We start from the raw sequence: 23,044 nt of genomic DNA, 5'->3' as shown, positions 1-23,044 counted from the left end.
TCGCGAAAGGGGCTGTTGGTCGTGCCTGAACTGAGGCCTTGGCGGGCCGCGAGACCGCATGCGACGCGGGTCGCGAACGCCGTACGACCGCGTCTGGCACGCGCCGCGGGCGCCGTACGTCCAGGACTGACCCGGGCCACGGACGCCGTACAGCCGTACCTGGTACGGACCGTCGCCGCCGTGAAACCGCAGGTCACACGGCTTGCTCGGATTCCTCGCCCGAAGGCCGTCAGGACCTGGCAGTACACTGCGGGCGCCGCCACCGCCGGTCTGGCGCTGGCCGCCACCGTGGCGACCGCCGCCGGTCCGTGGGACTCCTCGGGTCAGCGTACGGCCGAGCGGGACCGGGCGGTCGCCCTCGAGCGGACGGGTGGCACAGATCACGGAGGTGATTCCGGTTCGGCGGCCGCCGGGCCGGGCCCCGCTCCGAGCGCCCCGTCCGTGCTCACCGCACTGGGCGGCGCGGCCAACACGGTGAAGTCCGCCCCGACCGGCCAAGCGCTCGCCGCCGTCCTCGGCCCGCTCCTCGGCAACACCGCGCTCGGCACCCGCCACACGGCGGCCGTCGTGGACGTCGCCACCGGCAAACGGCTCTACGGCGCGGGTGCCGGCACGGCACTGACCCCCGCCTCCACCACGAAGATCGCCACCGCCGTCGCCGCCCTGTCGGCCCTGGGCGCCGACCACCGCCTCGTCACGCGCGCGGCCCTGGAAGCCGACACCAAGGAGCTCGTCCTCGTCGGCGGCGGCGACCCCACGCTCACCGCCCGCGCGGACGCCCAGGGCTGGGCGAGCCTGCGTGAACTGGCCGAGGAGACCGCCACGGCCCTGAAGAAGCGGGGCATCAAGACGGTCACGCTGTCCTACGACAAGACCCTCTACGCGGGCTCCGAGATCCACCCGATCGGGGTCAACGACAACCTCGCCCCCGTCAGCGCCCTGATGGTGGACGAGGCCCGCACCGACGGCACGGCCAGTGGACCCGCGCCGCGTACGACGGACCCGGCGGCAGACGCGACCCGCACGTTCGCCCGGTTCCTGTCGGACCACGGGATCAGGACGACCTCACCCGGACCCTCCAAGGCGACCGGCCGCGCCGAGAACCTCGCCGAGGTCCTCTCGCCGCCCCTGTCCGCCCTGGTCGAACGCATGCTGACCAACAGCGACAACGACATCGCCGAAGCCCTCGCCCGCCAGACCGCCGTGGCGGACAGTCAGCGCGCCGACTTCGCGGGCGGCGGCAAGGCGATCCGTGCCCAGCTGAAGAAGCTCGGACTCCCGCTCGCCGGCGCCGACTTCCACGACGGCAGCGGACTCGACCGGGACGACCGGCTCACCGCGAACCTGCTGACGTCCCTGTTGGTGAAGGCGGGTGACCCGGCTCACCCGGACCTGAGACCCGCCCTCACCGGCCTTCCGGTGGCCGGCTTCACCGGCACCCTGACCAGCCGTTACACGGACGGCGCGGCAGGCGTCGTACGGGCGAAGACGGGCACCCTGACCGGGGTGAACACCCTGGCCGGGACGGTCGTGGACCAGGACGGCCGGCTGCTGGCCTTCGCATTCCTGACCTCGGACACGACGGACCCGGGGGCGGCGCAGAACGCGCTGGATCGCACCGCCTCGGCGCTGGCGGCCTGCGGATGCGGCTGACCCGGCACCCGCCTTGCCCTCCCGCGTGGCCTGCCCCAAGTGGGAACGCTCACGTACGGTTGACGCATGACGAGCATCGGTGGTGCCGAGATGGTCGACTGGAATCTCGCGGTGGCGACCGCGACCCGGCTCGTGCGGCCGGGCCCCGACGTGAGCCGTGACGAGGCCCGGGCCGTCGTCGCGGAACTGCGCCGGCACGCCAAGGCCTCGGAGGGACACGTCCGCGGCTTCACCCGGATGGGGACGGAAGGCGTCCACGACACTCCCGTACTCGTCGTCGACCGCCCCGGCTGGGTCCGGGCGAACGTCGCCGGGTTCAGGGAGATCCTCAAACCGCTCCTGGAGAAGATGCAGGAGCGGCGCGGCAACAGCCCCGGCGGCGCGGTCCTCGGGGCCGTCGGCGGCAAGGTGACGGGCGTCGAACTCGGGATGCTCCTGTCGTTCCTGTCCTCCCGCGTCCTCGGCCAGTACGAGACCTTCGCCCCGGCCACCCGCGAACTCCCGGCGGGGGAGAACGGCGGCGGCCGGCTCCTCCTGGTCGCCCCGAACATCGTGCACGTGGAGCGCGAACTCGACGTCCAGCCCCACGACTTCCGCCTCTGGGTGTGTCTGCACGAGGAGACGCACCGCACGCAGTTCACGGCGGTGCCCTGGCTGCGTGACCATCTGGAGGGCGAAATCCAGTCGTTCCTCGGGGAGACCGAGGTCGACCCCATGACCGTCCTGGAGCGCATCCGGGAGGCCGCCCAGTCGCTGGCCGGCGGGCGTCCAGAGGGCGAGGAGGAGGACGAGGGACGCTCTCTCGTGGAGATCGTGCAGACACCGGCCCAGCGGGAGATCCTCGGCCGCCTCACCGCCGTGATGTCCCTCCTGGAGGGCCACGCCGACTTCGTCATGGACGGAGTGGGCCCGGCCGTCGTGCCGAGCGTCGCCGAGATCCGCGAGAAGTTCCAGCAGCGGCGGGCCAAGGGCGCCTCCCGCCTGGACATGGCCCTGCGCAAGCTGCTCGGCCTGGACGCCAAGCTCCGGCAGTACCGCGACGGCGAACGCTTCGTGCGGGCCGTCGTCGACCAGGTCGGCATGGACGGCTTCAACCGCGTGTGGACCTCCCCCAACACGCTCCCGACCAAGACGGAGATCGCCAAACCGGCGGACTGGGTCGCGCGGGTGCATCGCAAAGCCGAGTCGTGAACCGCGTACGGACGTCGTGAGAGGAATCCGGCCGACGGCAGGCGAACGCCCCTTCAATCACCCGTCCGAGGGACCGTGAGCGAGGGGTAGGCGTGCAATGCTCGGGGAACGCCCCGGTTCTGTCACCATCTACACACTCTGAGTGACCGAACCTCGGGCTCACCCCCCGAAAACTTCATGAAGGGAACCGGACATGGGTCCCCATCCTGCGGTCGCGGCGATACGCCTGGCGGTCCGCCGCGTCCTCCACGACATCCTCAACGACCATCACGCTTCTGCTGACCGTCCCGCTTCCGGCGAGCAGAGCCCGCACGAGCGCCCGCCGTCGCCGCTCGTGCTCGTGGCATGCTCCGGCGGTGCCGACTCCATGGCCCTCGCCTCCGCCCTCGCCTTCGAGGCTCCCAAGCTCGGCATCCGCGCCGGCGGCGTCACCGTCGACCACGGCCTCCAGCCCGGCTCCGACCAGCGCGCCGAGGAAGTCGCCCTCAGGCTGCGCGAACTCGGCCTGGACCCCGTCGAGTCCACCGCCGTGACGGTCGGCCGCGAAGGCGGTCCCGAGGCCGCCGCGCGCGACGCCCGCTACGCCGCCCTCGACGCGGCGGCCGAACGCCACGGCGCCGCCGCCGTCCTGCTCGGCCACACCCGCGACGACCAGGCCGAAACCGTCCTGCTCGGCCTCGCCCGCGGCTCCGGCACCCGCTCGCTGTCCGGCATGGCCGCGGTCTCGGGGGCCGACGGCCGTTATCGCCGGCCCTTCCTCGAACTCGACCGGCAGATCGCCCGCAAGGCCTGCATGGTCCAGTCCCTGCCCGTCTGGGACGACCCGCACAACACCGACCCCGCCTACACGCGCTCCCGGCTGCGCCACGAAGGCCTGCCCGCCCTGGAGAAGGCGCTCGGCAAAGGAGTCGTCGAGGCCCTCGCCCGTACGGCCCAGCTCTCCCGCGACGACGCCGACGCCCTCGACGCCTGGGCCCGCCGGGCCGAGGCCTCCGTACGCGACGCCGCCGGCCTCCTGGAGTGCGCCAAGCTCTACGCCCTGCCGCCCGCCGTGCGCCGCCGCATCCTGCGCCAGGCGGCCATCGAGGCGGGCGCTCCGGCCGGTTCGCTCTTCGCCCGTCACATCGAGGAAGTCGACCGTCTGATCACCGGCTGGCGCGGCCAGGGAGCCATCAATCTCCCGGGCAAGGTCGTCGCCCAGCGGCAGGGTGGCAGACTGGTGATTCGGCAAGGCTGAACCCTTTGCTCCCCTCGGGGAGTGACGGACGGCTGGTGGGACGACCGAAAGTGATGCGGTGGACGCGAAAGACATGGGTGCCGACCTCAAAGAGGTACTCATCACCAAGGAAGAGATCGACGCGAAGCTCGTGGAGCTCGCCGCGAAGATCGACGCGGAGTACGCGGGCAAGGACCTGCTGATCGTCGGCGTCCTCAAGGGCGCGGTGATGGTCATGGCCGACCTCGCGCGGACGCTGTCCACCCCTGTCACGATGGACTGGATGGCCGTGTCGTCGTACGGCGCGGGCACCCAGTCCTCCGGCGTGGTGCGGATCCTCAAGGACCTCGACACCGACATCAAGGGCAAGCACGTCCTGATCGTCGAGGACATCATCGACTCCGGCCTGACGCTGTCCTGGCTGCTGTCCAACCTGGGCTCCCGCGAGCCGGAGTCGCTCAAGGTGTGCACCCTGCTGCGCAAGCCGGACGCCGCCAAGGTCGCCATCGACGTCGAGTGGGTCGGCTTCGACATCCCCAACGAGTTCGTCGTGGGCTACGGTCTCGACTACGCCGAGAAGTACCGCAACCTCCCGTTCGTCGGTACGCTCGCGCCCCACGTCTACGGCGGCTGAGCCAGACGGCTCAAGCCCTGTAAGACGATCGGGAACCCCAGCGGGTTTCGCGCCGTTGGAGCATGCAGACGGGTTCGACAGCTCTCCCGTGCGGCTTCGGCCCACAATGCTGGGGTACCGTCAGAAGAACTGTCTTATCAAACTCACTATGGCAGGAGGGACGGGGCGACACCGCTCCGTATGGATGGACGTGAAGCGATACTTCCGTGGGCCGGTCATGTGGATCGTGCTGGCCGTCCTTGCCGTGGTCGTGTTGATGCAGGTCGTCGGCTCGTCCGGCGGCTACAAGACGGTGGACACCGGCCAGGTCGTCCAGGCGATCAATGACAACAAGGCCGAATCAGCCAAACTGACCACCGGCGACGAGAACACCATCAAGGTGCAGCTCAAGGACGGCGAAAAGGTCGAGGGCAGCTCGAAGATCCAGGCGAGCTACATCGGCGACCAAGGCCGTGACCTTGCCACCGTGCTGCAGAACAAGTACCAGGACAAGCAGATCCCCGACGGGTACACCGTCTCGCCGACGAAGCAGAACGCCTTCGTCGGGATCCTGCTCTCCCTGCTCCCCTTCGTCCTCATCGTGGTCGTCTTCCTGTTCCTGATGAATCAGATGCAGGGCGGCGGCTCCCGGGTCATGAACTTCGGGAAGTCCAAGGCGAAGCTCATCACCAAGGACACCCCGAAGACGACGTTCTCGGACGTCGCAGGCTCGGACGAGGCGGTCGAGGAGCTCCAGGAGATCAAGGAGTTCCTCCAGGAACCGGCGAAGTTCCAGGCGGTCGGGGCCAAGATCCCCAAGGGCGTACTGCTGTACGGCCCTCCCGGCACCGGCAAGACCCTGCTCGCGCGCGCCGTCGCGGGCGAGGCCGGTGTCCCCTTCTACTCGATCTCGGGTTCCGACTTCGTCGAGATGTTCGTCGGTGTCGGTGCCTCCCGAGTCCGTGACCTCTTCGAGCAGGCCAAGGCGAACGCCCCGGCGATCGTCTTCGTCGACGAGATCGACGCGGTCGGCCGCCATCGCGGCGCCGGCCTCGGCGGCGGTCACGACGAGCGCGAGCAGACGCTGAACCAGCTGCTCGTCGAGATGGACGGCTTCGACGTCAAGGGCGGTGTGATTCTCATCGCCGCGACGAACCGGCCCGACATCCTCGACCCGGCCCTCCTGCGCCCCGGCCGCTTCGACCGCCAGATCGCGGTCGACCGCCCGGACATGCAGGGCCGTCTGGAGATCCTCAAGGTTCACCAGAAGGGCAAGCCGGTCGCTCCGGACGTCGACCTCTCGGCCGTCGCCCGCCGCACCCCGGGCTTCACCGGCGCGGACCTGTCGAACGTGCTGAACGAGGCGGCGCTCCTCACGGCGCGCAGCGACAAGAAGCTCATCGACAACCACTCGCTGGACGAGGCCATCGACCGTGTCGTGGCGGGCCCGCAGAAGCGGACCCGGATCATGTCGGACAAGGAAAAGAAGATCACCGCGTACCACGAGGGCGGACACGCCCTGGTCGCGGCGGCTTCCCCGAACTCCGACCCGGTCCACAAGATCACGATCCTCTCGAGAGGCCGTGCTCTGGGCTACACGATGGTTCTGCCGGACGAGGACAAGTACTCGACCACGCGCAACGAGATGCTGGACCAGCTGGCTTACATGCTGGGCGGCCGCGCGGCCGAGGAACTGGTCTTCCACGACCCGACGACCGGCGCTGCGAACGACATCGAGAAGGCCACCGCAACGGCCCGCGCGATGGTCACGCAGTACGGCATGACCGAGCGTCTCGGAGCCATCAAGTTCGGTGGCGACAACACCGAGCCGTTCCTGGGCCGCGAGATGTCGCACCCGCGTGACTACTCGGAAGAGGTCGCCGCGCTGGTCGACGAAGAGGTCAAGAAGCTGATCGAGACGGCGCACAACGAGGCCTGGGAAATCCTGGTCGAGAACCGCGACGTCCTCGACCAGCTGGTCCTCCAGTTGCTGGAGAAGGAGACGCTGAACAAGGAGCAGATCGCCGAGATCTTCGCTCCCATCGTCAAGCGTCCCCCGCGGCCGGCCTGGACCGGATCCTCCCGGCGTACGCCCTCCACCCGTCCGCCGGTGCTCTCCCCCAGGGAGCTCGCACTGACGAACGGCGCCAACGGCGCGGCCCCGGCGATCTCCACCGCCAAGGCCACCGCGTCGGAGCCGGTCGCGGATGCGGTTCCCGAGGAGCGCCCCGAGAGCTGACGCTCACCCGTCCCGCGCCGGTGACCTCACCGGACCCGGAATGGATGCCGCGCCCCCCAGGTTTTAGCCTGGGGGGCGCGGCGTTTTTCGGCCGTTGAGGGACTCTAGGAACGAGGCACCAGATGACCGACCCCGTGACGCTGGACGGCGAGGGCACCATCGGCGAGTTCGACGAGAAGCGCGCCGAGAACGCCATCCGCGAGCTGCTGATCGCGGTCGGTGAGGACCCGGACCGAGAGGGCCTGCGGGAAACGCCGGCGCGGGTGGCTCGGTCGTACAAGGAGATATTCGCGGGGCTGTGGCAGAAGCCCGAGGACGTGCTGACCACGACGTTCGACCTGGGGCACGACGAGATGGTGCTTGTGAAGGACATCGAGGTGTACTCGACCTGTGAGCATCACCTGGTGCCGTTCCGGGGCGTCGCCCATGTCGGGTACATCCCGGCCACCACGGGCAAGATCACGGGGCTGTCGAAGCTGGCCCGGCTCGTGGACGTCTATGCCCGCCGGCCGCAGGTGCAGGAACGACTCACCACGCAGATAGCGGATTCCCTGATGGAGATCCTGGAGCCGCGTGGCGTGATCGTCGTCGTGGAGTGCGAGCACATGTGCATGTCGATGCGGGGCATCCGCAAGCCCGGTGCGAAGACGCTCACGTCGGCCGTGCGCGGTCAGCTGCGGGACGCGGCGACGCGCAACGAGGCGATGAGCCTCATCATGGCGCGCTGACCGGCCGGGCTGTTTTCGGGTCGCTGTTTTCGGGCCTCAGGCCGTCGACGCGGCGCCCGTGTTCCGGTCGTCGTCCTCCGGAAGCTTGCACACGCGCTCCAGGAAGATGGCCGCCGCTATCACCGCGATACCTGCCAGGACCGAGAAGCCGGCATAGATGGCCTGGTCGCGGCGGGCGGGGATGTCCAGGTATTCCAGGAGGAAGACGCCGGTGCCGCCGTACATGCCGGAGACGAGGGCGGCGACCAGGGCGCTGGCCTGGCCGAAGACGACCGCGCGGGCGGCCATCAGCGGGTCGACGCCCTTCGCCTCGGGGACGCGCTCGCGCTGGGCCTTCAGGCGGGAGCGGATGGAGAGCGCCGTGGCCATGAGGACCACGGCGATCAGGGCGAGAACGATGGGGGCGGCCAGCGGGACGCTGGGCAGGGTCCCGACCGAATTCCACAGGCGGGCGCCCGCCCAGGACAGGATCCCGGCCACGGCGAAGACGCCGGCCAGCAGCCTGATACGCAGCTCTCTCACGGTGCCCCTTCAGCTCCCCCGAGGTCCTTGGGCTGTCCCACGGACAGTGGTCGTCTTGACCTTAACGGCTATTCGGGCAGCTGGAGTTCCAGGTCCTTGCGGGGTTCCACCCCGTTTCGCGTGACGGTGTCGAGGAGTTCGGCGACCGGGCCGCGACCGGGCAACTGGGCCTCGGGTTCCACGTCGTGCCAGGGGGCGAGCACGAACGCGCGCTCGTGGGCGCGGGGGTGGGGCAGGGTGAGGACCGGATCGTCGGAGACCACGTCGGCGTACGCGACGATGTCGACGTCGAGGGTGCGCGGGCCCCAGCGCTCGTCCCGCACCCGGTTGAAGGCCTCCTCGACCGCGTGCGCCCGCTCCAGCAGGGAGGACGGGGGGAGCGTGGTCTTCAGCACGACGACCGCGTTGAAGTACGACGGCTGGCTGTCGGCCGCCACGCCCCACGGCTGCGTCTCGTAGACGGGGGAGACGGCCTTGATGCGGACCCCGGGTGTGTCCTCCAGGGCGTCGATGGCCCCCTGGAGGGTCTCCAGGCGATTGCCGAGGTTGGAACCGAGGGAAAGCACGGCCCGCTTCGGGTTGTGGAGGGTGGTGTCGGCGGCGTCCACCTGCTGCACGACGGAGGCGGGCACCGGCTGTACGGTCGGGTCGCTGTGACCCGCGGCGAAGGACGCGGTCATACTCGGCTCCGGGTGATGGTGACGGTCACGTCGTCGAAGGGCACGGTGATCGGTGCGTCGGGTTTGTGGACCCTGACCTCGACCTCCTCTACCCCCTCGTGCTTCAGACAGGCCTGGGCGATGCGCTCTGCGAGCGTCTCGATGAGGTTGACGGGTTCGCCCTCGACGACGGCCACGACCTCCTCCGCCACGATGCCGTAGTGCACGGTCTTCGTCAGGTCGTCGTCGGCGGCGGCCGGCCGGGTGTCGAGTCCCAGGACGATGTCCACGATGAAGGTCTGGCCCTCCTCGCGTTCCTTGGGGAACACACCGTGGTGCCCGCGGGCCTTCAGGCCGCGCAGCGCGACACGATCCACGCGAATCACTCCTGCAATCGTCGGTGACGGCCGGTCCGTACCGTGTGCGGGCGGTACACCGGCCTCGAACGAATCTACCTGCGAGCACTGACAGGGCCGGGCCACGGGGGCGCGAGCCGGTGCCGGGGTCCGGAGGTTTCACCGTGTGTTTCCCCTGGGGAACCCGGCGGCTCACGGGTTGGTAGCCGCCCATACCCAGGGGTTCGTGATTCCAACCACTTCTTGGTTCCGACGGGTTCAGGAAGGGGCTTCCCCGTCCTCGTCCTCGTCGTTCTCGGCCAGCACCGGAGAGGCGTGGTGGGACCACATCTTCCAGCCCTCGGGGGTGCGGCGGAACACGTTCGTGGCGACCACCAGCTGGCCGACGAGCGGACCGAGCTCCTCGCCGCCCTCGGGTGCCGGGCCGCCGCTGAGGATGTTCTCGGTGCACGTCACCAGGGCGGTGTCGCCGGTGACGGAGACGTGCACGTCCGTGAGGAAGAACTGGATGTAGTCCGTGTTCGCCATGATCAGCGCGTACGACCTGAGGACCTCTCCGCGACCGGTCAGCACGGGCCAGCCGGGGTGCACGCAGGAGACCACGCCGACGTCGGCCGGGTCGTGGTACTCCTCGTCGACGCCCAGGTCGGCAGGGGTGAGCCAGAACGAGGACAGCTCCTCGAAGTCACCGCGCTCCAGCGCCTCGTAGAAGGCGGTGTTGGCGGCTTCCACCTGTTCCACGTCGGTGTGGGGGGCGCTCACCGGGCTCCTTCCACGGCGCGGGCGACCCGTACCGCGTCCGCCGTCGCGCGCACCTCGTGCACGCGCACCGCCCATGCGCCGGCGTGCGCCGCGAGGGCGGAGACGGCGGCCGTGGCGGCGTCGCGCTCGCGTGCGGGCGGCGGGGCGCCTTCCGGACCGGCGAGGACACGGCCGAGGAACCGCTTGCGGGAGGCGGCGACGAGGAGGGGGTGGCCGAGGCCGAGGAGACGGTCGAGGTGGGAGAGGAGGACCAGGTCGTGCTCGGCGTCCTTGGAGAAGCCGAGGCCCGGGTCGACGACGACACGGTCGGGAGAGATGCCGCCCTCGAGGACGGCGTCCACACGCGCGTGGAGCTCGTCGACGACCTCGGCGACGACGTCGGCGTAGACGCCCTTGACGTTGCCGCCCGCCAGGAAGCCGCGCCAGTGCATGACGACGAAGGGGGCACCCGCGTCGGCGACGACCGGGATCATCGCGGGGTCGGCGAGGCCGCCGCTGACGTCGTTGACGAGGGCCGCGCCGGCGGCGAGGGCCTGTTCGGCGACGGAGGCGCGCATGGTGTCGACCGAGACGGTGACGCCTTCGGAGGCGAGGCCGCGGACGACGGGGATGACGCGCCGGAGCTCCTCGTCCTCATCCACCCGGGTGGCTCCGGGGCGGGTGGACTCGCCGCCGACGTCGACGAGGTCGGCGCCCTCCTCGACGAGGGCGAGGCCGTGCTTGACGGCGGCCGTCGTGTCGAACCAGCGGCCGCCGTCGGAGAAGGAGTCGGGGGTGACGTTCACGACTCCCATGACCGCGCAGCGGTCCCATTCCGGAAGGCCCGCGACGCGCCCGCGTCCGCTCTGCTTGCTCATGCGTTCAGCCTAGGCCCAGCGTGGAGCGCCGGGACCGCGCGGCCTGTGGCTCAGGCCGCTCTGACGTCCCGCTCCGCGACCGCGTGGGCACACACGCGTGCGGTGTGCGAGCGGCGGCGCAGGAAGCGCGGCAACGGGAGGGCGAGGTTGACGAAGCCCTCCGCCTGCATGGCGGCGAAGCCGATGCGCGGGAGGTCGCCGGAGGCCCGGTAGACGACGAACCGGGGTTCCCAGCGGGGCTGGAACTTGGCGTTGAACTTGTACAGGGACTCGATCTGGAACCAGCGGGACAGGAAGACCAGCAGACCCCGCCAGGCGCGCAGGACCGGGCCCGCGCCGATCTTCTCGCCGCGCGCGAGTGCCGCGCGGAACATCGCGAAGTTGAGCGACACGCGCGTGATGTCGAGCTTCGGGGCGGCCTGGAGGGCGGCCACGATCAGCAGTTCGTTCATGCCGGGGTCCGCCGAGCGGTCCCGCCGCATCAGGTCCAGGGAGACGCCGTCCGTGCCCCACGGTACGAAGTGCAGGATCGCCTTGAGATCGCCGTAGGGGCCGGGCTGGTCGTCGGCCTTGTGGGCGGTGGCGATGAGGCAGTCGCCGTCGGCCAGGTCGCCGATGCGGCCCAGGGCCATGGAGAAGCCGCGCTCGGTGTCGGTGCCGCGCCAGTCCTCGGCGGCCTGCCGGATCCGCTCCAGTTCGGTCTCCCCGACGTCACGGACGCGCCGCACCCGGGTCTCGTAACCGGCCCGCTCGATGCGCTTGACCATCTGTCGCACATTGCGCATCGCGCGGCCGGCGAGCGAGAAATCCGCGACGTCCACCACCGCCTCGTCGCCCAGTTCGAGGGCGTCCAGGCCGGTCTCGCGGGTCCACACCTCGCCGCCGGTCTCCGAACAGCCCATGACGGCGGGTGTCCAGGAGTGCGCCTGGGCCTCGTCCATGAAGCGCTCGATGGCGCCCGGCCAGGCCTCGACGTCGCCGATCGGGTCGCCGCTGGCGAGCATCACGCCCGAGACGACGCGGTAGGTCACGGCCGCCTTGCCGCTGGGGGAGAAGACGACGGCCTTGTCGCGGCGCAGCGCGAAGTGGCCGAGGGAGTCGCGGCCGCCGTGCTTGGCCAGCAGGGCCCGCAGCCGGCTCTCGTCCTCTTCAGTGAGGTGGGCGGCCGGGTGCTCGGGGCGGAAGGCGAGGTAGATCGTGGTGATCGCCGTGAGCAGGCCCAGGGCGCCCAGGGAGGCGCCGACGGTCCATGAGGTGTCGCCCTGGTAGTCGACGGGGCCCTCGAAGCCGAACAGCCCGTACAGGACGTGCGTGATGCGATCGGCCAGGCTCGGGTTTCCGACCATGCGGTTCGGGTGGGCGCTGACGATGATCAGCCCGAGCGCGAGGGAACCGGCGCCCATGAGGACGAAGTTGGCGAGTGCGCGCCAGCGGCTGCGCGGGTCGGGCAGCGCCCTGAACTGGTCGCGGTGGCGCAGCAGCGGCGCGAGCAGGGCGAGCGAGATGGCCGCCCCGACGAGTGAGTGACGGTACGTGAACTGCGCCAGTGCGCCCGCCGGCAGCAGTGCCACGGCCGCCCGCCAGGCCCGGCGCTTGCGGCGCCTGAGGCCGTGGGCGAGCAGCAGCAACAGCACGCCGGTGCTGAGCGAGAGCGCGGCCGCGAACGGGCCGAGCGCGCCGGGCAGTACCTCGGCCATGGTGTGCATACGACTGTGCCGGAAGCGCGGAAAGACGCCGGCGGCGATGTCCAGAAGACCTACGAGGGCGCAGGCTCTGGCGACGAGGACGGGGACGGCCTCGGGGCGCGGCCCGTGCAGTGCACGCCGCAGCCGTGTTGATCGGATCGGAACCCCGCCCGACATTTCCTCATCTGTCCTGACAGACATCGCATCCCATGGTTCTGCGAGTGACTCTGGATCCGGAGCCCCGATTCGGGCATCCGGCGACATTGCGCCCTCTAGGACGGTGTCTCGTGAGGAGAGGTTCACTCATCTCCTCAAAGCCGTTTCAAAGGCCGAGGAAAGCGAAAGCAAGCAATGGGTCTCACGAGCAACAACACGCTGGTGCTGGCGGTCCTGGCCGCCGTGGCGCTGTTCGCCGCCACGGTGTGGTTCTGGCCGCGTCTGGCGCGGCGCGGCTGGCGGCCCGTCGGCGGCCGGATCGGGCTGCTGCTCGCGACACAGCTCTCGCTCTTCGTGTCGGTGGGGCTCGCCGCCAACCACGCCTACGGGTTCTACGCCTCCTGGACCGACCTGTTCGGCCGGGAGACCGACCAGGGCGTGGTGGTCGACCACACCTCGGGCGACCGCTCGCGTGGGCCCCTGAGGGTGACCGAGATCGGGGACGTGCCCGGAAGGGGCGGCTTTCGGCCGTCGTCGGTCGGGCAGGTTCAGAAGGTCGACATCGTCGGCCCCACGTCACACATCGCCAGCCCCGCGTACGTCTATCTGCCGCCGGAGTATTTCCAGGAGCGCTATCGCGCGCGTACCTTCCCCGCGGCCGTCGTGCTGACCGGTTATCCGGGCACCGCGCGAGCTCTGGTGGACAAACTCCACTATCCGCGCACGGCGCTGGAACTGACCAAGGACGGCCGTATGCGGCCGATGATCCTGGTGATGATGCGGCCGACGGTGGCACCGCCGCGGGACACCGAGTGCGCGGACGTTCCGGATGGTCCGCAGACCGAGTCGTTCTTCGCGAAGGACCTGCCGGAAGCGGTGACCGCGCACTACCGGGTGGGCAGGGAACCGGGGAGTTGGGGGATCATCGGCGACTCCACAGGCGGCTACTGCGCGCTGAAGCTCGCCATGCACCATCCCAAGGTGTACGCCGCGGGGGCGGGGCTCTCCCCGTACTACAACGCTCCCGTCGACCCCACCACGGGCGATCTCTTCCAGGGCGACAAGGCGCTGCGCGACCGCGCGAACCTGTGGTGGTGCCTCAAACACCTGCCCGCGCCCGACACCTCACTGCTCGTCAGCAGCAGCAAGGTGGGCGAGACGAACTACAAGGACACGCTGAAGTTCATAGAGCGGGTGAAGGCCACGGAAACGACGCGGATCTCGTCGATCATCCTGGAAAGCGGCGGGCACAACTTCAACACCTGGCGACGGGAGATCCCGGCGACCTTGCAGTGGGTCAGCGAGCGGCTGAGTGATCGATGAGTGATCAATACGCCGAATTCGGCGGCCGTTCCGATTCTGATGTCGTGTGAAGGCAACGGGGTGGCTGTGTTTTTACGGGGCGGGGCACCACGATTCGCCTACGCGCGGTAAGTTTCTGGCCATGCCACGTGGACGTCACCGCCATTCCCCGCCCTTGCACAGGCTGCTGCCTCCGTCGGCGATCGCTGGCGTCTCCCTCGTCTGTGCCTTCGGCCCCTGGGTGTTCTCGCAAGAGGCCGTGCTGCGCGTGATAGCCGCGTTCGCCGCGGCGGTCGCGGTCGTGGGGGCGGCCGTCATGCGCCGTTGGGACGCGCAGGCGGGCAAGCAGGTCGCGGACCTCACGCGCGCGCGTGCCAGCGACGAGTGGCGGCACGAGGAGCGGGTCGCCGAACTCGAGACCGATCTCGAGGAGTCGCGCGAGCTGCGCGTCAAGCTGGAGCAGCGGCTGCGGGCGAAGCGCGCGGAGCTGGCGGGGCTGCGCAACGAACACGCGGCACTGCTGCGGCGGTACGCCACGGCGGAGACCGAGCGGGCGAGCGCCCTGGAGGGCCGCCGGCTGCTGGAGATAGAGGCCGCCCCGGCGCGGGCACTGCCGGCGGCGCAGGCCGACGCGGAGGCCGTGGCGGTGGCTGCCGAGGACGAGCCCGCGGTCGAGGCGGAGACAGAGGTCTCCGAGGCTTCGGAGACGGCGGAGACGGCCTCGGAGACTTCGGGGACTTCGGAGGCCTCGGAGGAGACTCCGGAGCGGCCCGCGATCTTCTCCCCGGAGGGGTCGCGGCTGTTCCTGCGGGCGAACGCGGCGCTGAAGCGGCTCGACGAGGATGCCGCCGGGGCCACCAGGACGAAGGCCGAGCCAGAGGACGAGCCGGAGCCCAAGGCCGGGGCCAAGGCCGGGATCAAGGCCAAGGCCGAGCCCAAGGTTGCCGCGAAGAGCGAGCCCCAGGCCGATCCCAAGGTCAAGGCCGACTCCAAGGGGCAGCCGGTGAACGCGGCTTCCGGCGCGGCGGACGCCGTCGGCACCGAGGCGGAGGCCGCGCAGGAGGACGAGGCGCGGGGGAAGCCCGAGGCGGTCGACGGGCATGAGCGCGCGGCCGCCACCACCACGGGCAGAGTCGCCCAGCCGCAGCAGCAGCCCGCCGGGCACTTCATCGCGCCGACCGCGGTCGCGGTCGTGCCCGCGGCTCCCGCGCGGCGCCCGCGGATCGAGGGCGGGTTCGACTTCTTCGGCACGAAGGCGGGTACCTCGCGGGACGCCCTGGAGGCCGTGCAGAACGAGGACCTCGCCGACGTCGTCGGCCAGGAGGCCCTCGCCCTGCACAAGGCCGAGTCGGAGGCGGAGTTCAAGCCGGCCGACGAGGAGTCGCGGGGCGTCGGCCAGGTCATCGACCTGACGGCCCACGACGAGACGGAACAGATCGACCTGAAGGGACTGCGCAGCGCGGTCTCCTGACGGACGCACAGGTGCTCACCAGGGGCACGGTCAGACCATCCAGCGGTCGGGCCGTGCCCCTTTCCGTCCCGTCCGCGACCTCTCCGCCTGCGCCTTGAGCAGCTCCGCGGCCTCCTGGGCGTCCCTCAGGCGGGCCGTGACGGTCTTGTTCGCTCCCGTGTCCACATGGACGTCGGCGACCCGCCACAGCCGCTCCCAGGGCCCTTGCGCGAGCCGTACGCTCTGGACCTTGGCGTGTGGGACGAGCGCCAGGCTCCGCCGCAGCAGCCCCTGCCGCGCCGCGAACACCGAGTCGGTGACGGTGAGTCCGTAGCCGCGCCACCACACGGGCACGCATCGGCCGGCCCGCCGCGGGGGCCGCGACAGTGCCGACAGCGGTGGCACGGTCACGCCGGGCAGCACGCGCGCGACGACCGCCTCGGCGACCTCGCGGGGAGCGACCGGCACCAGCACGGAGTTGGACGAACCGGCCACGTCCAGCTCGACCCGGACCCAGCCGCGCCGCCGCCACAGCAGCGGCTCCACGATCCGTACGGTCTGCACCCGCCCCGGCGGCACCGTCTCGTGGGTGCGGTCCAGGAGCCCGTGGTCGATGCGCAGCCCGTCCGGGGACTCGCCGACCGTCCAGTCGTACTCGGTGACGAACCGCCCCACGCTGCTCGCCCCCGCCGCGCCGAGCAGCGGCAGAGCGGTCGCGAGGACCGTCCAGACGCTGTCAGTGGCCATCCACAGCAGCGGCGGTACGACGAGGGCGGCGACCAGGCTGCCCCAGGTGGCGCCTGTCAGCATGAGGGAGAGCGCGAGATCGCGCGGGGGCGTGTGCAGCAGCTCGCGCGCCGGCGCCTCGCCCACCTCGTGCGCGGTCTCGGGAGCGAACCCGGCGGCACGCGCGAGGAGTTCCGCGCGCAGGGACCGCGCCTCGCGCTCCCCGAGGAAGGCCAGTTCGTCCTTCTTGTCGGTGCCCACGACATCGAGCCTGAGCTTCGCGACGCCCGCCACGCGCGCGAGGAGCGGCTGTGTCACGTCGATCGCCTGGATCCGCTCGAGCCGGATGTGCGCGGTACGCCGGAACAACAGACCGGTCCGGATGCGCAGTTCCGAGTCGGTCACCGCGAAGTGGGTGAACCACCAGGTGAGAAAGCCGTACAGGGCGGCGGCCGGGACGATGACGGCGAGCGCGATCAGCAACGTGGTGGTCGTCAGCCGGGTCAGCTGGCGCTGCGTCTGGTCGGGGTCGTGCACGGCCCACCCGATGACGACGGCGACCGGCGCCCACGCCCGCCTGAGGGGCGTTATGGGATGCAGCCGCCGCTCGGTGACGGGTTCCTTCTCCGGCTTCTCCTCCACGGCGTCGTCGACGCCCTGCGCGGTCACAGGCCCGCCGATCGGGCCTCGCCGAGTTCGGTGAGCCGGTCGCGCAGCCGTTCCGCCTCGGCCGGGTCGAGGCCGGGGATGGTCGCGTCGGTCGCCGCGGCCGCCGTGTGCAGCTGGACGCTGGCCAGCCCGAAGTGCCGTTCCACGGGCCCGGAGGTGACCTCGACCAGCTGCATGCGGCCGTACGGCACGACGGTCTCCTCGCGCCACAGCACACCCCGGCTGATCAGCAGGTCGTCGGCGCGCTCGGCGTAGCGCCAGGAGCGCCAGTTGCGGCCGATCATCACCCAGCCCCAGCCGATGAGGGCGAGCGGCAGCAGCGCGAAGGCCGCCCACTCCGGCCCGCACAGCAGCCCGAGCAGCAGCCCCAGGGCCACGGCGAGCAGTCCCAGCCACACCACCAGCAACAGCCGTCGCATCCGCAGCAGCCCCGGCGGCAGCCCGGTCCACACCGGTTCGTCGCCGGCGACCTCAGTGTTCTGCCCGCTCCCCGTCTCCATGGGGCCAGCGTACGTAGGAGAGACTGTGTCCATGACTCCTACGACGGAGACCACGGTCGGCATCGGCGGCGCCGCGGAGAGCACCGACATGGTGCTCAACATCGGACCGCAGCACCCGTCCACCCATGGTGTGCTGCGCCTGAGGCTCGTCCTGGACGGCGAGCGCATCATGAGCGCGGAGCCGGTGATCGGCTATATGCACCGCGGCGCGGAGAAGCTCTTCGAGGCGCGCGACTACCGCCAGATCATCATGCTCGCCAACCGCCACGACTGGCTGTCGGCCTTCTCCAACGAGCTGGGCGTGGTCCTCGCCGTGGAGCGGATGCTCGGCATGGAGGTCCCCACGCGCGCGGTGTGGACGCGCACGCTGCTCGCGGAGCTCAACCGGGTGCTGAACCACCTGATGTTCCTGGGCTCGTATCCGCTGGAGCTCGGCGGCATCACCCCGGTCTTCTACGCGTTCCGGGAGCGGGAGGTCCTCCAGAACGTCATGGAGGAGGTCTCCGGCGGCCGGATGCACTACATGTTCAACCGCGTCGGCGGCCTCAAGGAGGACCTGCCGGCCGGCTGGTCCACGCGCGCGCGTGCCGCCGTCTTTGCCGTGCGCTCGCGCATGGACCGCTTCGACGACCTGGTCCTCGGCAACGAGATCTTCCGGGGCCGTACCCGGGACGTGGGCGTCCTCGCGCCCCAGGCCGTCCACGCGTACGGCGTCAGCGGCCCCGTCGCGCGTGCGTCGGGCGTCGACTTCGACCTGCGCCGCGACGAGCCGTACCTCGGCTACGGAGAGCTCCAGGACACGCTGAAGGTGGTCACGCGCGAGGAGGGCGACTGCCTCGCCCGCTTCGAGGTCCTCCTGGAGCAGACCCACAACGCCCTCGACCTCGCCGACGCGTGCCTGGACCGGCTCGCCGAGCTGCCGCCCGGACCGATCAACCAGCGGCTCCCCAAGGTCCTGAAGGCGCCCGAGGGGCACACGTACGCGTGGACCGAGAACCCGCTCGGCATCAACGGCTACTACCTCGTCAGCAAGGGCGAGAAGACCCCGTACCGGCTGAAGCTGCGCTCGGCCTCGTACAACAACATCCAGGCCCTGGTCGAGCTGCTGCCGGGCACGCTGGTCGCGGACATGGTGGCGATCCTGGGGTCACTGTTCTTCGTGGTCGGGGACATCGACAAGTAGGTCGGCGAGCGGCCCGTCGAGGGGCTCGTCCGGAATTCCGACGGACAGGCCCACGGGCTGGAGCAGCCAGCCGAAGTCGCCGAGGCCGCCCGCCGCGGTGAGCTCGGCGGCCTCACCGGCACGCGCGAGGGCGCGTACGTACTCCGCGGGCCGCGTGGACGCAAGCGTGAGCGGGGGGCGTCCGCCCGCGATGCCCAGGGCGCGCAGCGCATCGCGTTGGGTCAGCACGCGCCCTCCGGGGAGCGCGCACGCGTCCAGCGCCACATGGGCCGTGAGGTCGCACGACCCGTCCGGCACGGGTGCCGTCCCGCGTCCCTCACGGAAACCGGTGAGCGTCCCGAACAGGGGGCGTGAGGATGTCGTGTGGGCGTAGTCGACGGCGACCGCGAGCCCCCGCTCCAGCGTGGCTACCACCGACGCCCACGCCTCGTCCCGGGGCAGACCGATCTCGGCCCGCAGCCCCTCCTCGGGCGGCAGCGGCCACCACCGGTCCAGCCACTCGGCCTCCGCCCCGGCGACCGGTTCCCCGAGACGCTCGCGACCGTCCCGTCGTACGAGCACCTGTCGTGGGACGCCCGAGGCGTCCGTCTCGGCGATCTCCACGGGTACGTTGTCCAGCCATTCGTTGGCGAACAGCAGGCCGGTGATGTTCTTCGGTGGCCCGGTCAGCCACTCGATCCGGTGATCGAGGGCCTCGGGGCGGTCGGCGACCTCGACGGCGTACGCGCGCGTGCGGGCGGCCACGTCGGCGGGCAGGGCGGTGAGGACGCCGGTGGCCAACTCGCCCCGCCCCGCGGCCATGTCGACGAAGTCGAGCCGTGCGGGCAGCCCCAGTGCCTCGTCGACGCGGCACAGCAGCCGGGCCACGGCCTCGGCGAACAACGGCGAGGCGTGCACGGACGTACGGAAGTGCCCGGCCGGGCCCTCCGGCCTGCGGTAGAAGCCGTCGGGGCCGTAGAGGGCGGCCTCGGCGGCGGCCCGCCAGCCGGTCCAGTCGCCCGCCGGCCCGGCCGTCGTGTCATCGGTCACGCCGTCAGGCTAGGCGCACAGGGGAAGGGGGCCTCCACCTTGGGGAGTACGCGCGGGCGGTACGGATCGGTCCTCCGGTTGACCCCTGCACACATCACGCTTCCCTACGCTGGGTTACGTGCAACGCCTCTATGACTTCCTCCGCAGGCACCCGACAGGGGTCGACGTCTTCTGGGCCGTCTTCCTGTTCGGGATCTCGCTCGCGAGCGAAACCGCCCGTGGGGAGTCCCAGGGGACCGAGTCCCCGTTGGCGATCGTTCCGATCGTCCTGCTGTTGTGCCTGGTGATAGCGCTGCGCAGGCGCATGCCGGAGCGCATGCTGCTGCTGGCCATCGGGCTCGGCGTGGTGCAGCTCGCACTGGACGTGGAGACCACGAGCGCCGACTTCGCCTTCCTGGTGATCGTCTACACGGTGGCCGCCACGGGCACTCGCTGGGCCTCCCGGCTGGCGCTGACGATCGGCCTGTGCGCGGCCCCCGTTGCGCAGCTGCGCTGGCCGAACGAGAATTCCGGCGTCCTCGGCAATGTCGCGATCATGATCTTCCAGACCGTGCCGTTCGCCCTGGCCTGGGTCCTCGGCGACTCGATCCGCACCCGCCGCGCCTACTTCGCGCAGCTCGAGGAGCGCAACGCCCGCCTGGAGAAGGAGCGCGAGGCGCAGGCGAAGGTCGCCGTCGCCGCCGAGCGCGCCCGGATCGCCCGCGAGCTGCACGATGTCGTCGCCCACAACGTGTCCGTCATGGTCGTCCAGGCCGACGGTGCCGCCTATGTCCTCGACGCCGCGCCCGACCAGGCCAAGAAGGCGCTGGAGACCATCTCCTCCACCGGCCGCCAGGCCCTCGCCGAGATGCGCCGCCTGCTGGGCGTGCTGCGCACCGGCGAGCACCAGGAGGGCGGCGAGTACGTCCCGCAGCCCGACGTCGAGCAGATCGAGGACCTCGTCGAGCAGTGCCGCGGCTCCGGCCTCCCCGTCGACTTCAAGATCGAGGGCACCCCGCGCCCGCTGCCCAGCGGCGTCGAGCTCACGGCGTACCGCATTGTGCAGGAGGCGCTCACCAACACGCGCAAGCACGGCGGCCCGAACGCGGGCGCGAGTGTGCGCCTGGTCTACTTCGACGACGGCCTCGGCCTGCTCGTCGAGGACGACGGCAAGGGCGCTCCGCACGAGCTGTACGAGGAGGGCGGCGCCGACGGCGCGGGCCACGGCCTGATCGGTATGCGCGAGCGCGTCGGCATGGTCGGCGGCACCCTGGACGCGGGTCCCCGCCCCGGCGGAGGATTCCGCATCAGTGCGCTGCTGCCGCTCAAACCAGCGCATTGACGCCGACGCACGCCCCCTGTTGACACCTGTCACGCCCCCTGGCGACCTGCCGTACGAACCCGAGGAAACGGAAGAGGCCCGATGACGATCCGCGTGATGCTCGTCGATGACCAGGTGCTGCTGCGCACCGGGTTCCGGATGGTGCTCGCAGCCCAGCCGGACATGGAGGTCGTCGCGGAGGCGGGGGACGGCGTGGAGGCACTCCAGGTGCTGCGCTCGACCGCCGTCGACGTCGTCCTGATGGACGTCCGCATGCCGAAGCTCGACGGTGTGGAGGCCACGCGCCGCATCTGCTCGGAGCCCGAACCGCCGAAGGTGCTGATCCTGACCACCTTCGACCTGGACGAATACGCCTTCTCCGGGCTGAAAGCGGGGGCCTCCGGCTTCATGCTCAAGGACGTGCCGCCCGGCGAACTGCTCACCGCGATCCGCTCCGTGCACAGCGGCGACGCCGTGGTCGCCCCCTCGACGACCCGGCGCCTGCTCGACCGGTTCGCGCCCATGCTGCCGGCCACCGGCAAGGAGCCCCAGCACAAGGAGCTGGAGCGGCTCACCGGCCGCGAGCGCGAGGTCATGGTGCTGGTCGCACAAGGACTCTCCAACGGCGAGATCGCGGCCCGGCTGGTGCTGTCCGAGGCGACGGTGAAGACCCATGTCGGCCGCATCCTGACCAAGCTGGGCCTCAGGGACCGGGTGCAGGTGGTGGTCCTCGCCTACGAGACGGGGCTGGTGCGCGCGGGCGGGCACGGCTGAGCCACGAACCGGCCGGGGGCTACCTCAATACCCCCTCCAGGAAGTCGCTGCCGAGCCGCGCCACCACGGTGACGTCCAGCTGGTGCAGCCGACGGGGTAGTGCAGACCGCCCTCCGTGGCGCTGTGTCCGGGCCCTGGCGGAGCGGCCGGCCCGGGGGCGGATACGGCACGCCTCGCACCCCCCGCCCCAGCTCGCGACCCGCTAGCCGCTGACCTCCCTCAGCCGGGCGACGAAGTCCGCGGCCGCCGTCTTCACGTCCGCCGCCGTCCACTCCAGGGCCGCGCCGCGGACGTAGACCTCGGTCATGGACAGGCCGGGGCCCTTCTCGTCCCAGGGATTGATGAACAGGGCCGTCCCCGTCTCCTCCGACTGCCGGATCGCCGCCTCGGAGAGCTCGTCGACGCCGTACGGCAGCCAGACCTGGAAGTCGAAGGTGTGCGGCACCTCGGGGTGGACCCGCGCCCATGGCACACCGGCCTCCGCGAGCCCCTCGCGCAGCGCGGCGGCCACCACGCGCGCGTGTGTGACGTACTCGGGCAGCCTGGGCAGTTCCCGCTCCAGTCCGTCCAGGGCCGACAGGACGGTCGGGAACTGCTGGAAGACCGCGCCGCCGTACCGGTGCCGCCAGGTCTTCGCCTCGTCGATCAGGGTTTTCGGGCCGGCGAGTGCGGCCCCGCCGAAGGCCTGGAAAGACTTGTAGAACGACACGTACACGCTGTCCGCGAGGTCCGCGATCTCGGCCAGGGGGCGGCCGAAGTGGACGGTGGTCTCCCACAGGCGCGCCCCGTCGAAGTGCACCACGGCGTCGCGCTCGCGAGCCGCCTCCACGACCTCGGTGAGCTCCTCCCAGGTGGGCAGCACGAAACCGGCGTCCCTGAGGGGCAGTTCCAGCATCAGCGCCCCGAAGGGCTCCTCGAAGCCGCGTATCTCGTCGGCCGTGGGCTGCCGCGGCTCGCTCGTCACATGGACCGGGCGCAGACCGGAGACCTCCCGGAAGGCGTCGCGCTCGTGCACCTCGGGATGGGCCAGGGCGTGCAGGGCGACGGTGGGATTGCCGGTGCGGCCCGCCCAGCAGCGCAGCCCCACCTGCTGGGCCATCGTGCCGGTCGGGAAGAAGGCGGCGGCCTCCTTGCCGAGGAGCCCGGCGACCTTCTCCTCCAGGGCCTCGACGATGCCGTTCCCGTAGAGGTCGGACGGCTCGTCCAGGTCGTACAGCGTGTCCGCCCCGTCGAGCAGCGACAGGCGCTCGCGGAGAGGTGCGAGCAACCCCAGACGCGCCAGGGTGCGCGTCGCGTTCCGGTACGCGCTGATGCGCCGTGCGCGGCGGCGCAGAAGCCGTTCCGCCTCCGTGAGTTGCTCCGGTCGTGCCTCGTCCGCCGCCTGGCCCGCGCTCTGCTCCGCTGTGTCACTCATGCCCGGATCATCTCGTGACGCCCCGGGCGCGGGCACACGGATTTCCGCACTCCCCGCCCA

At 71.0% G+C, this 23,044-nt stretch carries 21 protein-coding genes; 11 read left to right on the top strand and 10 right to left on the bottom strand.

Features of this window, described 5'->3' with window-relative positions:
• Positions 1-15 precede the first annotated feature (15 nt).
• From dacB to folE, 6 genes are all read left to right on the top strand, one after another.
• Positions 16-1,653, top strand: coding sequence for a D-alanyl-D-alanine carboxypeptidase/D-alanyl-D-alanine endopeptidase (dacB, locus tag RNB18_RS05835; protein WP_311713084.1), 1,638 nt, complete (start codon positions 16-18; stop codon positions 1,651-1,653).
• Between the two features lie 66 nt (positions 1,654-1,719).
• Positions 1,720-2,844, top strand: a complete 1,125-nt coding sequence (locus RNB18_RS05830; protein WP_311713083.1) for a zinc-dependent metalloprotease — start codon at positions 1,720-1,722, stop codon at positions 2,842-2,844.
• Between the two features lie 193 nt (positions 2,845-3,037).
• Positions 3,038-4,081: a tRNA lysidine(34) synthetase TilS gene (gene tilS, locus RNB18_RS05825; protein WP_311713082.1), complete on the top strand. Its 1,044-nt coding sequence runs from the start codon at positions 3,038-3,040 to the stop codon at positions 4,079-4,081.
• A gap of 73 nt (positions 4,082-4,154) precedes the next feature.
• Positions 4,155-4,694, top strand: coding sequence for a hypoxanthine phosphoribosyltransferase (hpt, locus tag RNB18_RS05820; RefSeq protein ID WP_057612418.1), 540 nt, complete (start codon positions 4,155-4,157; stop codon positions 4,692-4,694).
• A gap of 184 nt (positions 4,695-4,878) precedes the next feature.
• Positions 4,879-6,912 carry an ATP-dependent zinc metalloprotease FtsH gene (gene ftsH, locus RNB18_RS05815; protein ID WP_311713081.1) on the top strand — a complete coding sequence of 678 codons (2,034 nt, stop codon included), beginning with the start codon at positions 4,879-4,881 and terminating at the stop codon, positions 6,910-6,912.
• 122 nt (positions 6,913-7,034) lie between these two features.
• The gene (folE, locus tag RNB18_RS05810) at positions 7,035-7,640 is read left to right on the top strand and encodes a GTP cyclohydrolase I FolE (RefSeq protein ID WP_311713080.1); all 606 of its coding nucleotides are present in this window, start codon (positions 7,035-7,037) and stop codon (positions 7,638-7,640) included.
• A gap of 36 nt (positions 7,641-7,676) precedes the next feature.
• Here folE and RNB18_RS05805 read toward each other — a convergent pair whose 3' ends face one another.
• The 6 genes from RNB18_RS05805 to RNB18_RS05780 form a co-directional block, all read right to left on the bottom strand.
• Positions 7,677-8,162, bottom strand: coding sequence for a DUF3180 domain-containing protein (locus RNB18_RS05805; RefSeq protein WP_311713079.1), 486 nt, complete (start codon positions 8,160-8,162; stop codon positions 7,677-7,679).
• A 68-nt stretch (positions 8,163-8,230) separates the two neighbouring features.
• Entirely contained in the window at positions 8,231-8,842 is a 612-nt protein-coding gene (gene folK / locus RNB18_RS05800; RefSeq protein WP_311713078.1) for a 2-amino-4-hydroxy-6-hydroxymethyldihydropteridine diphosphokinase, read from the bottom strand.
• Positions 8,839-9,198 (bottom strand): dihydroneopterin aldolase, encoded by a 360-nt coding sequence (folB, locus tag RNB18_RS05795; RefSeq protein WP_057612423.1) that lies wholly within the window; start codon positions 9,196-9,198, stop codon positions 8,839-8,841. Before folB ends, folK begins: the two co-directional genes overlap by 4 nt.
• A 237-nt stretch (positions 9,199-9,435) precedes the next feature.
• Positions 9,436-9,939: a nuclear transport factor 2 family protein gene (locus tag RNB18_RS05790; RefSeq protein ID WP_057612424.1), complete on the bottom strand. Its 504-nt coding sequence runs from the start codon at positions 9,937-9,939 to the stop codon at positions 9,436-9,438.
• A complete protein-coding gene (gene folP, locus RNB18_RS05785) occupies positions 9,936-10,796 on the bottom strand; it encodes a dihydropteroate synthase (protein ID WP_311713077.1) in 861 nt (286 codons plus the stop codon). The genes RNB18_RS05790 and folP overlap by 4 nt, the downstream gene beginning before the upstream one ends.
• A gap of 50 nt (positions 10,797-10,846) precedes the next feature.
• Positions 10,847-12,658 (bottom strand): phosphatidylglycerol lysyltransferase domain-containing protein, encoded by a 1,812-nt coding sequence (locus tag RNB18_RS05780; protein WP_311713666.1) that lies wholly within the window; start codon positions 12,656-12,658, stop codon positions 10,847-10,849.
• A 174-nt stretch (positions 12,659-12,832) separates the two neighbouring features.
• Here RNB18_RS05780 and RNB18_RS05775 point away from each other — a divergent pair, with 174 nt between their 5' ends.
• The gene (locus tag RNB18_RS05775) at positions 12,833-13,960 is read left to right on the top strand and encodes an alpha/beta hydrolase (RefSeq protein WP_311713076.1); all 1,128 of its coding nucleotides are present in this window, start codon (positions 12,833-12,835) and stop codon (positions 13,958-13,960) included.
• 121 nt (positions 13,961-14,081) lie between these two features.
• Positions 14,082-15,410, top strand: a complete 1,329-nt coding sequence (locus RNB18_RS05770; protein WP_311713075.1) for a hypothetical protein — start codon at positions 14,082-14,084, stop codon at positions 15,408-15,410.
• 30 nt (positions 15,411-15,440) lie between these two features.
• Here RNB18_RS05770 and RNB18_RS05765 read toward each other — a convergent pair whose 3' ends face one another.
• On the bottom strand, positions 15,441-16,784 hold the full coding sequence (locus RNB18_RS05765) for a PH domain-containing protein (protein ID WP_311713074.1): 1,344 nt from the start codon (positions 16,782-16,784) through the stop codon (positions 15,441-15,443).
• Positions 16,781-17,284, bottom strand: a complete 504-nt coding sequence (locus RNB18_RS05760) for a PH domain-containing protein (protein ID WP_266561202.1) — start codon at positions 17,282-17,284, stop codon at positions 16,781-16,783. Before RNB18_RS05760 ends, RNB18_RS05765 begins: the two co-directional genes overlap by 4 nt.
• A 31-nt stretch (positions 17,285-17,315) precedes the next feature.
• Between RNB18_RS05760 and RNB18_RS05755 the strand changes: the two genes are divergently transcribed.
• Positions 17,316-18,467 carry an NADH-quinone oxidoreductase subunit D gene (locus tag RNB18_RS05755; protein ID WP_311713073.1) on the top strand — a complete coding sequence of 384 codons (1,152 nt, stop codon included), beginning with the start codon at positions 17,316-17,318 and terminating at the stop codon, positions 18,465-18,467.
• Here RNB18_RS05755 and RNB18_RS05750 read toward each other — a convergent pair.
• On the bottom strand, positions 18,432-19,496 hold the full coding sequence (locus tag RNB18_RS05750; protein ID WP_311713072.1) for an SAM-dependent methyltransferase: 1,065 nt from the start codon (positions 19,494-19,496) through the stop codon (positions 18,432-18,434). The two genes, RNB18_RS05755 and RNB18_RS05750, sit on opposite strands and share 36 nt — an antisense overlap.
• A 118-nt stretch (positions 19,497-19,614) precedes the next feature.
• Here RNB18_RS05750 and RNB18_RS05745 point away from each other — a divergent pair, with 118 nt between their 5' ends.
• Positions 19,615-20,817, top strand: a complete 1,203-nt coding sequence (locus RNB18_RS05745) for a sensor histidine kinase (RefSeq protein ID WP_311713070.1) — start codon at positions 19,615-19,617, stop codon at positions 20,815-20,817.
• Positions 20,818-20,898: 81 nt separating this feature from the next.
• A complete protein-coding gene (locus tag RNB18_RS05740) occupies positions 20,899-21,570 on the top strand; it encodes a response regulator transcription factor (RefSeq protein WP_057612434.1) in 672 nt (223 codons plus the stop codon).
• A 202-nt stretch (positions 21,571-21,772) separates the two neighbouring features.
• Here RNB18_RS05740 and RNB18_RS05735 read toward each other — a convergent pair whose 3' ends face one another.
• Positions 21,773-22,984, bottom strand: a complete 1,212-nt coding sequence (locus RNB18_RS05735) for a threonine aldolase family protein (protein WP_311713069.1) — start codon at positions 22,982-22,984, stop codon at positions 21,773-21,775.
• Between the last annotated feature and the right edge of the window lie 60 nt (positions 22,985-23,044).

The organism is Streptomyces doebereineriae (assembly GCF_031845645.1).
Taxonomy (GTDB): Bacteria; Actinomycetota; Actinomycetes; order Streptomycetales; family Streptomycetaceae; genus Streptomyces; species Streptomyces canus.
The sequence above is the reverse complement of the archived record's forward strand: the minus strand, read 5'-3'. Positions and strand labels throughout refer to the sequence as shown.

Coding starts and splice junctions, on each gene's coding strand:
- RNB18_RS05830 (WP_311713083.1), top strand. CDS start 1,720: ATGACGAGCATCGGTGGTGCCGAGATGGTCGACTGGAATCTCGCGGTG.
- tilS (WP_311713082.1), top strand. CDS start 3,038: ATGGGTCCCCATCCTGCGGTCGCGGCGATACGCCTGGCGGTCCGCCGC.
- hpt (WP_057612418.1), top strand. CDS start 4,155: ATGGGTGCCGACCTCAAAGAGGTACTCATCACCAAGGAAGAGATCGAC.
- ftsH (WP_311713081.1), top strand. CDS start 4,879: ATGGACGTGAAGCGATACTTCCGTGGGCCGGTCATGTGGATCGTGCTG.
- folE (WP_311713080.1), top strand. CDS start 7,035: ATGACCGACCCCGTGACGCTGGACGGCGAGGGCACCATCGGCGAGTTC.
- folK (WP_311713078.1), bottom strand. CDS start 8,842: ATGACCGCGTCCTTCGCCGCGGGTCACAGCGACCCGACCGTACAGCCG.
- folP (WP_311713077.1), bottom strand. CDS start 10,796: ATGAGCAAGCAGAGCGGACGCGGGCGCGTCGCGGGCCTTCCGGAATGG.
- RNB18_RS05780 (WP_311713666.1), bottom strand. CDS start 12,658: ATGTCGGGCGGGGTTCCGATCCGATCAACACGGCTGCGGCGTGCACTG.
- RNB18_RS05775 (WP_311713076.1), top strand. CDS start 12,833: ATGGGTCTCACGAGCAACAACACGCTGGTGCTGGCGGTCCTGGCCGCC.
- RNB18_RS05770 (WP_311713075.1), top strand. CDS start 14,082: ATGCCACGTGGACGTCACCGCCATTCCCCGCCCTTGCACAGGCTGCTG.
- RNB18_RS05760 (WP_266561202.1), bottom strand. CDS start 17,284: ATGGAGACGGGGAGCGGGCAGAACACTGAGGTCGCCGGCGACGAACCG.
- RNB18_RS05755 (WP_311713073.1), top strand. CDS start 17,316: ATGACTCCTACGACGGAGACCACGGTCGGCATCGGCGGCGCCGCGGAG.
- RNB18_RS05740 (WP_057612434.1), top strand. CDS start 20,899: ATGACGATCCGCGTGATGCTCGTCGATGACCAGGTGCTGCTGCGCACC.
- RNB18_RS05735 (WP_311713069.1), bottom strand. CDS start 22,984: ATGAGTGACACAGCGGAGCAGAGCGCGGGCCAGGCGGCGGACGAGGCA.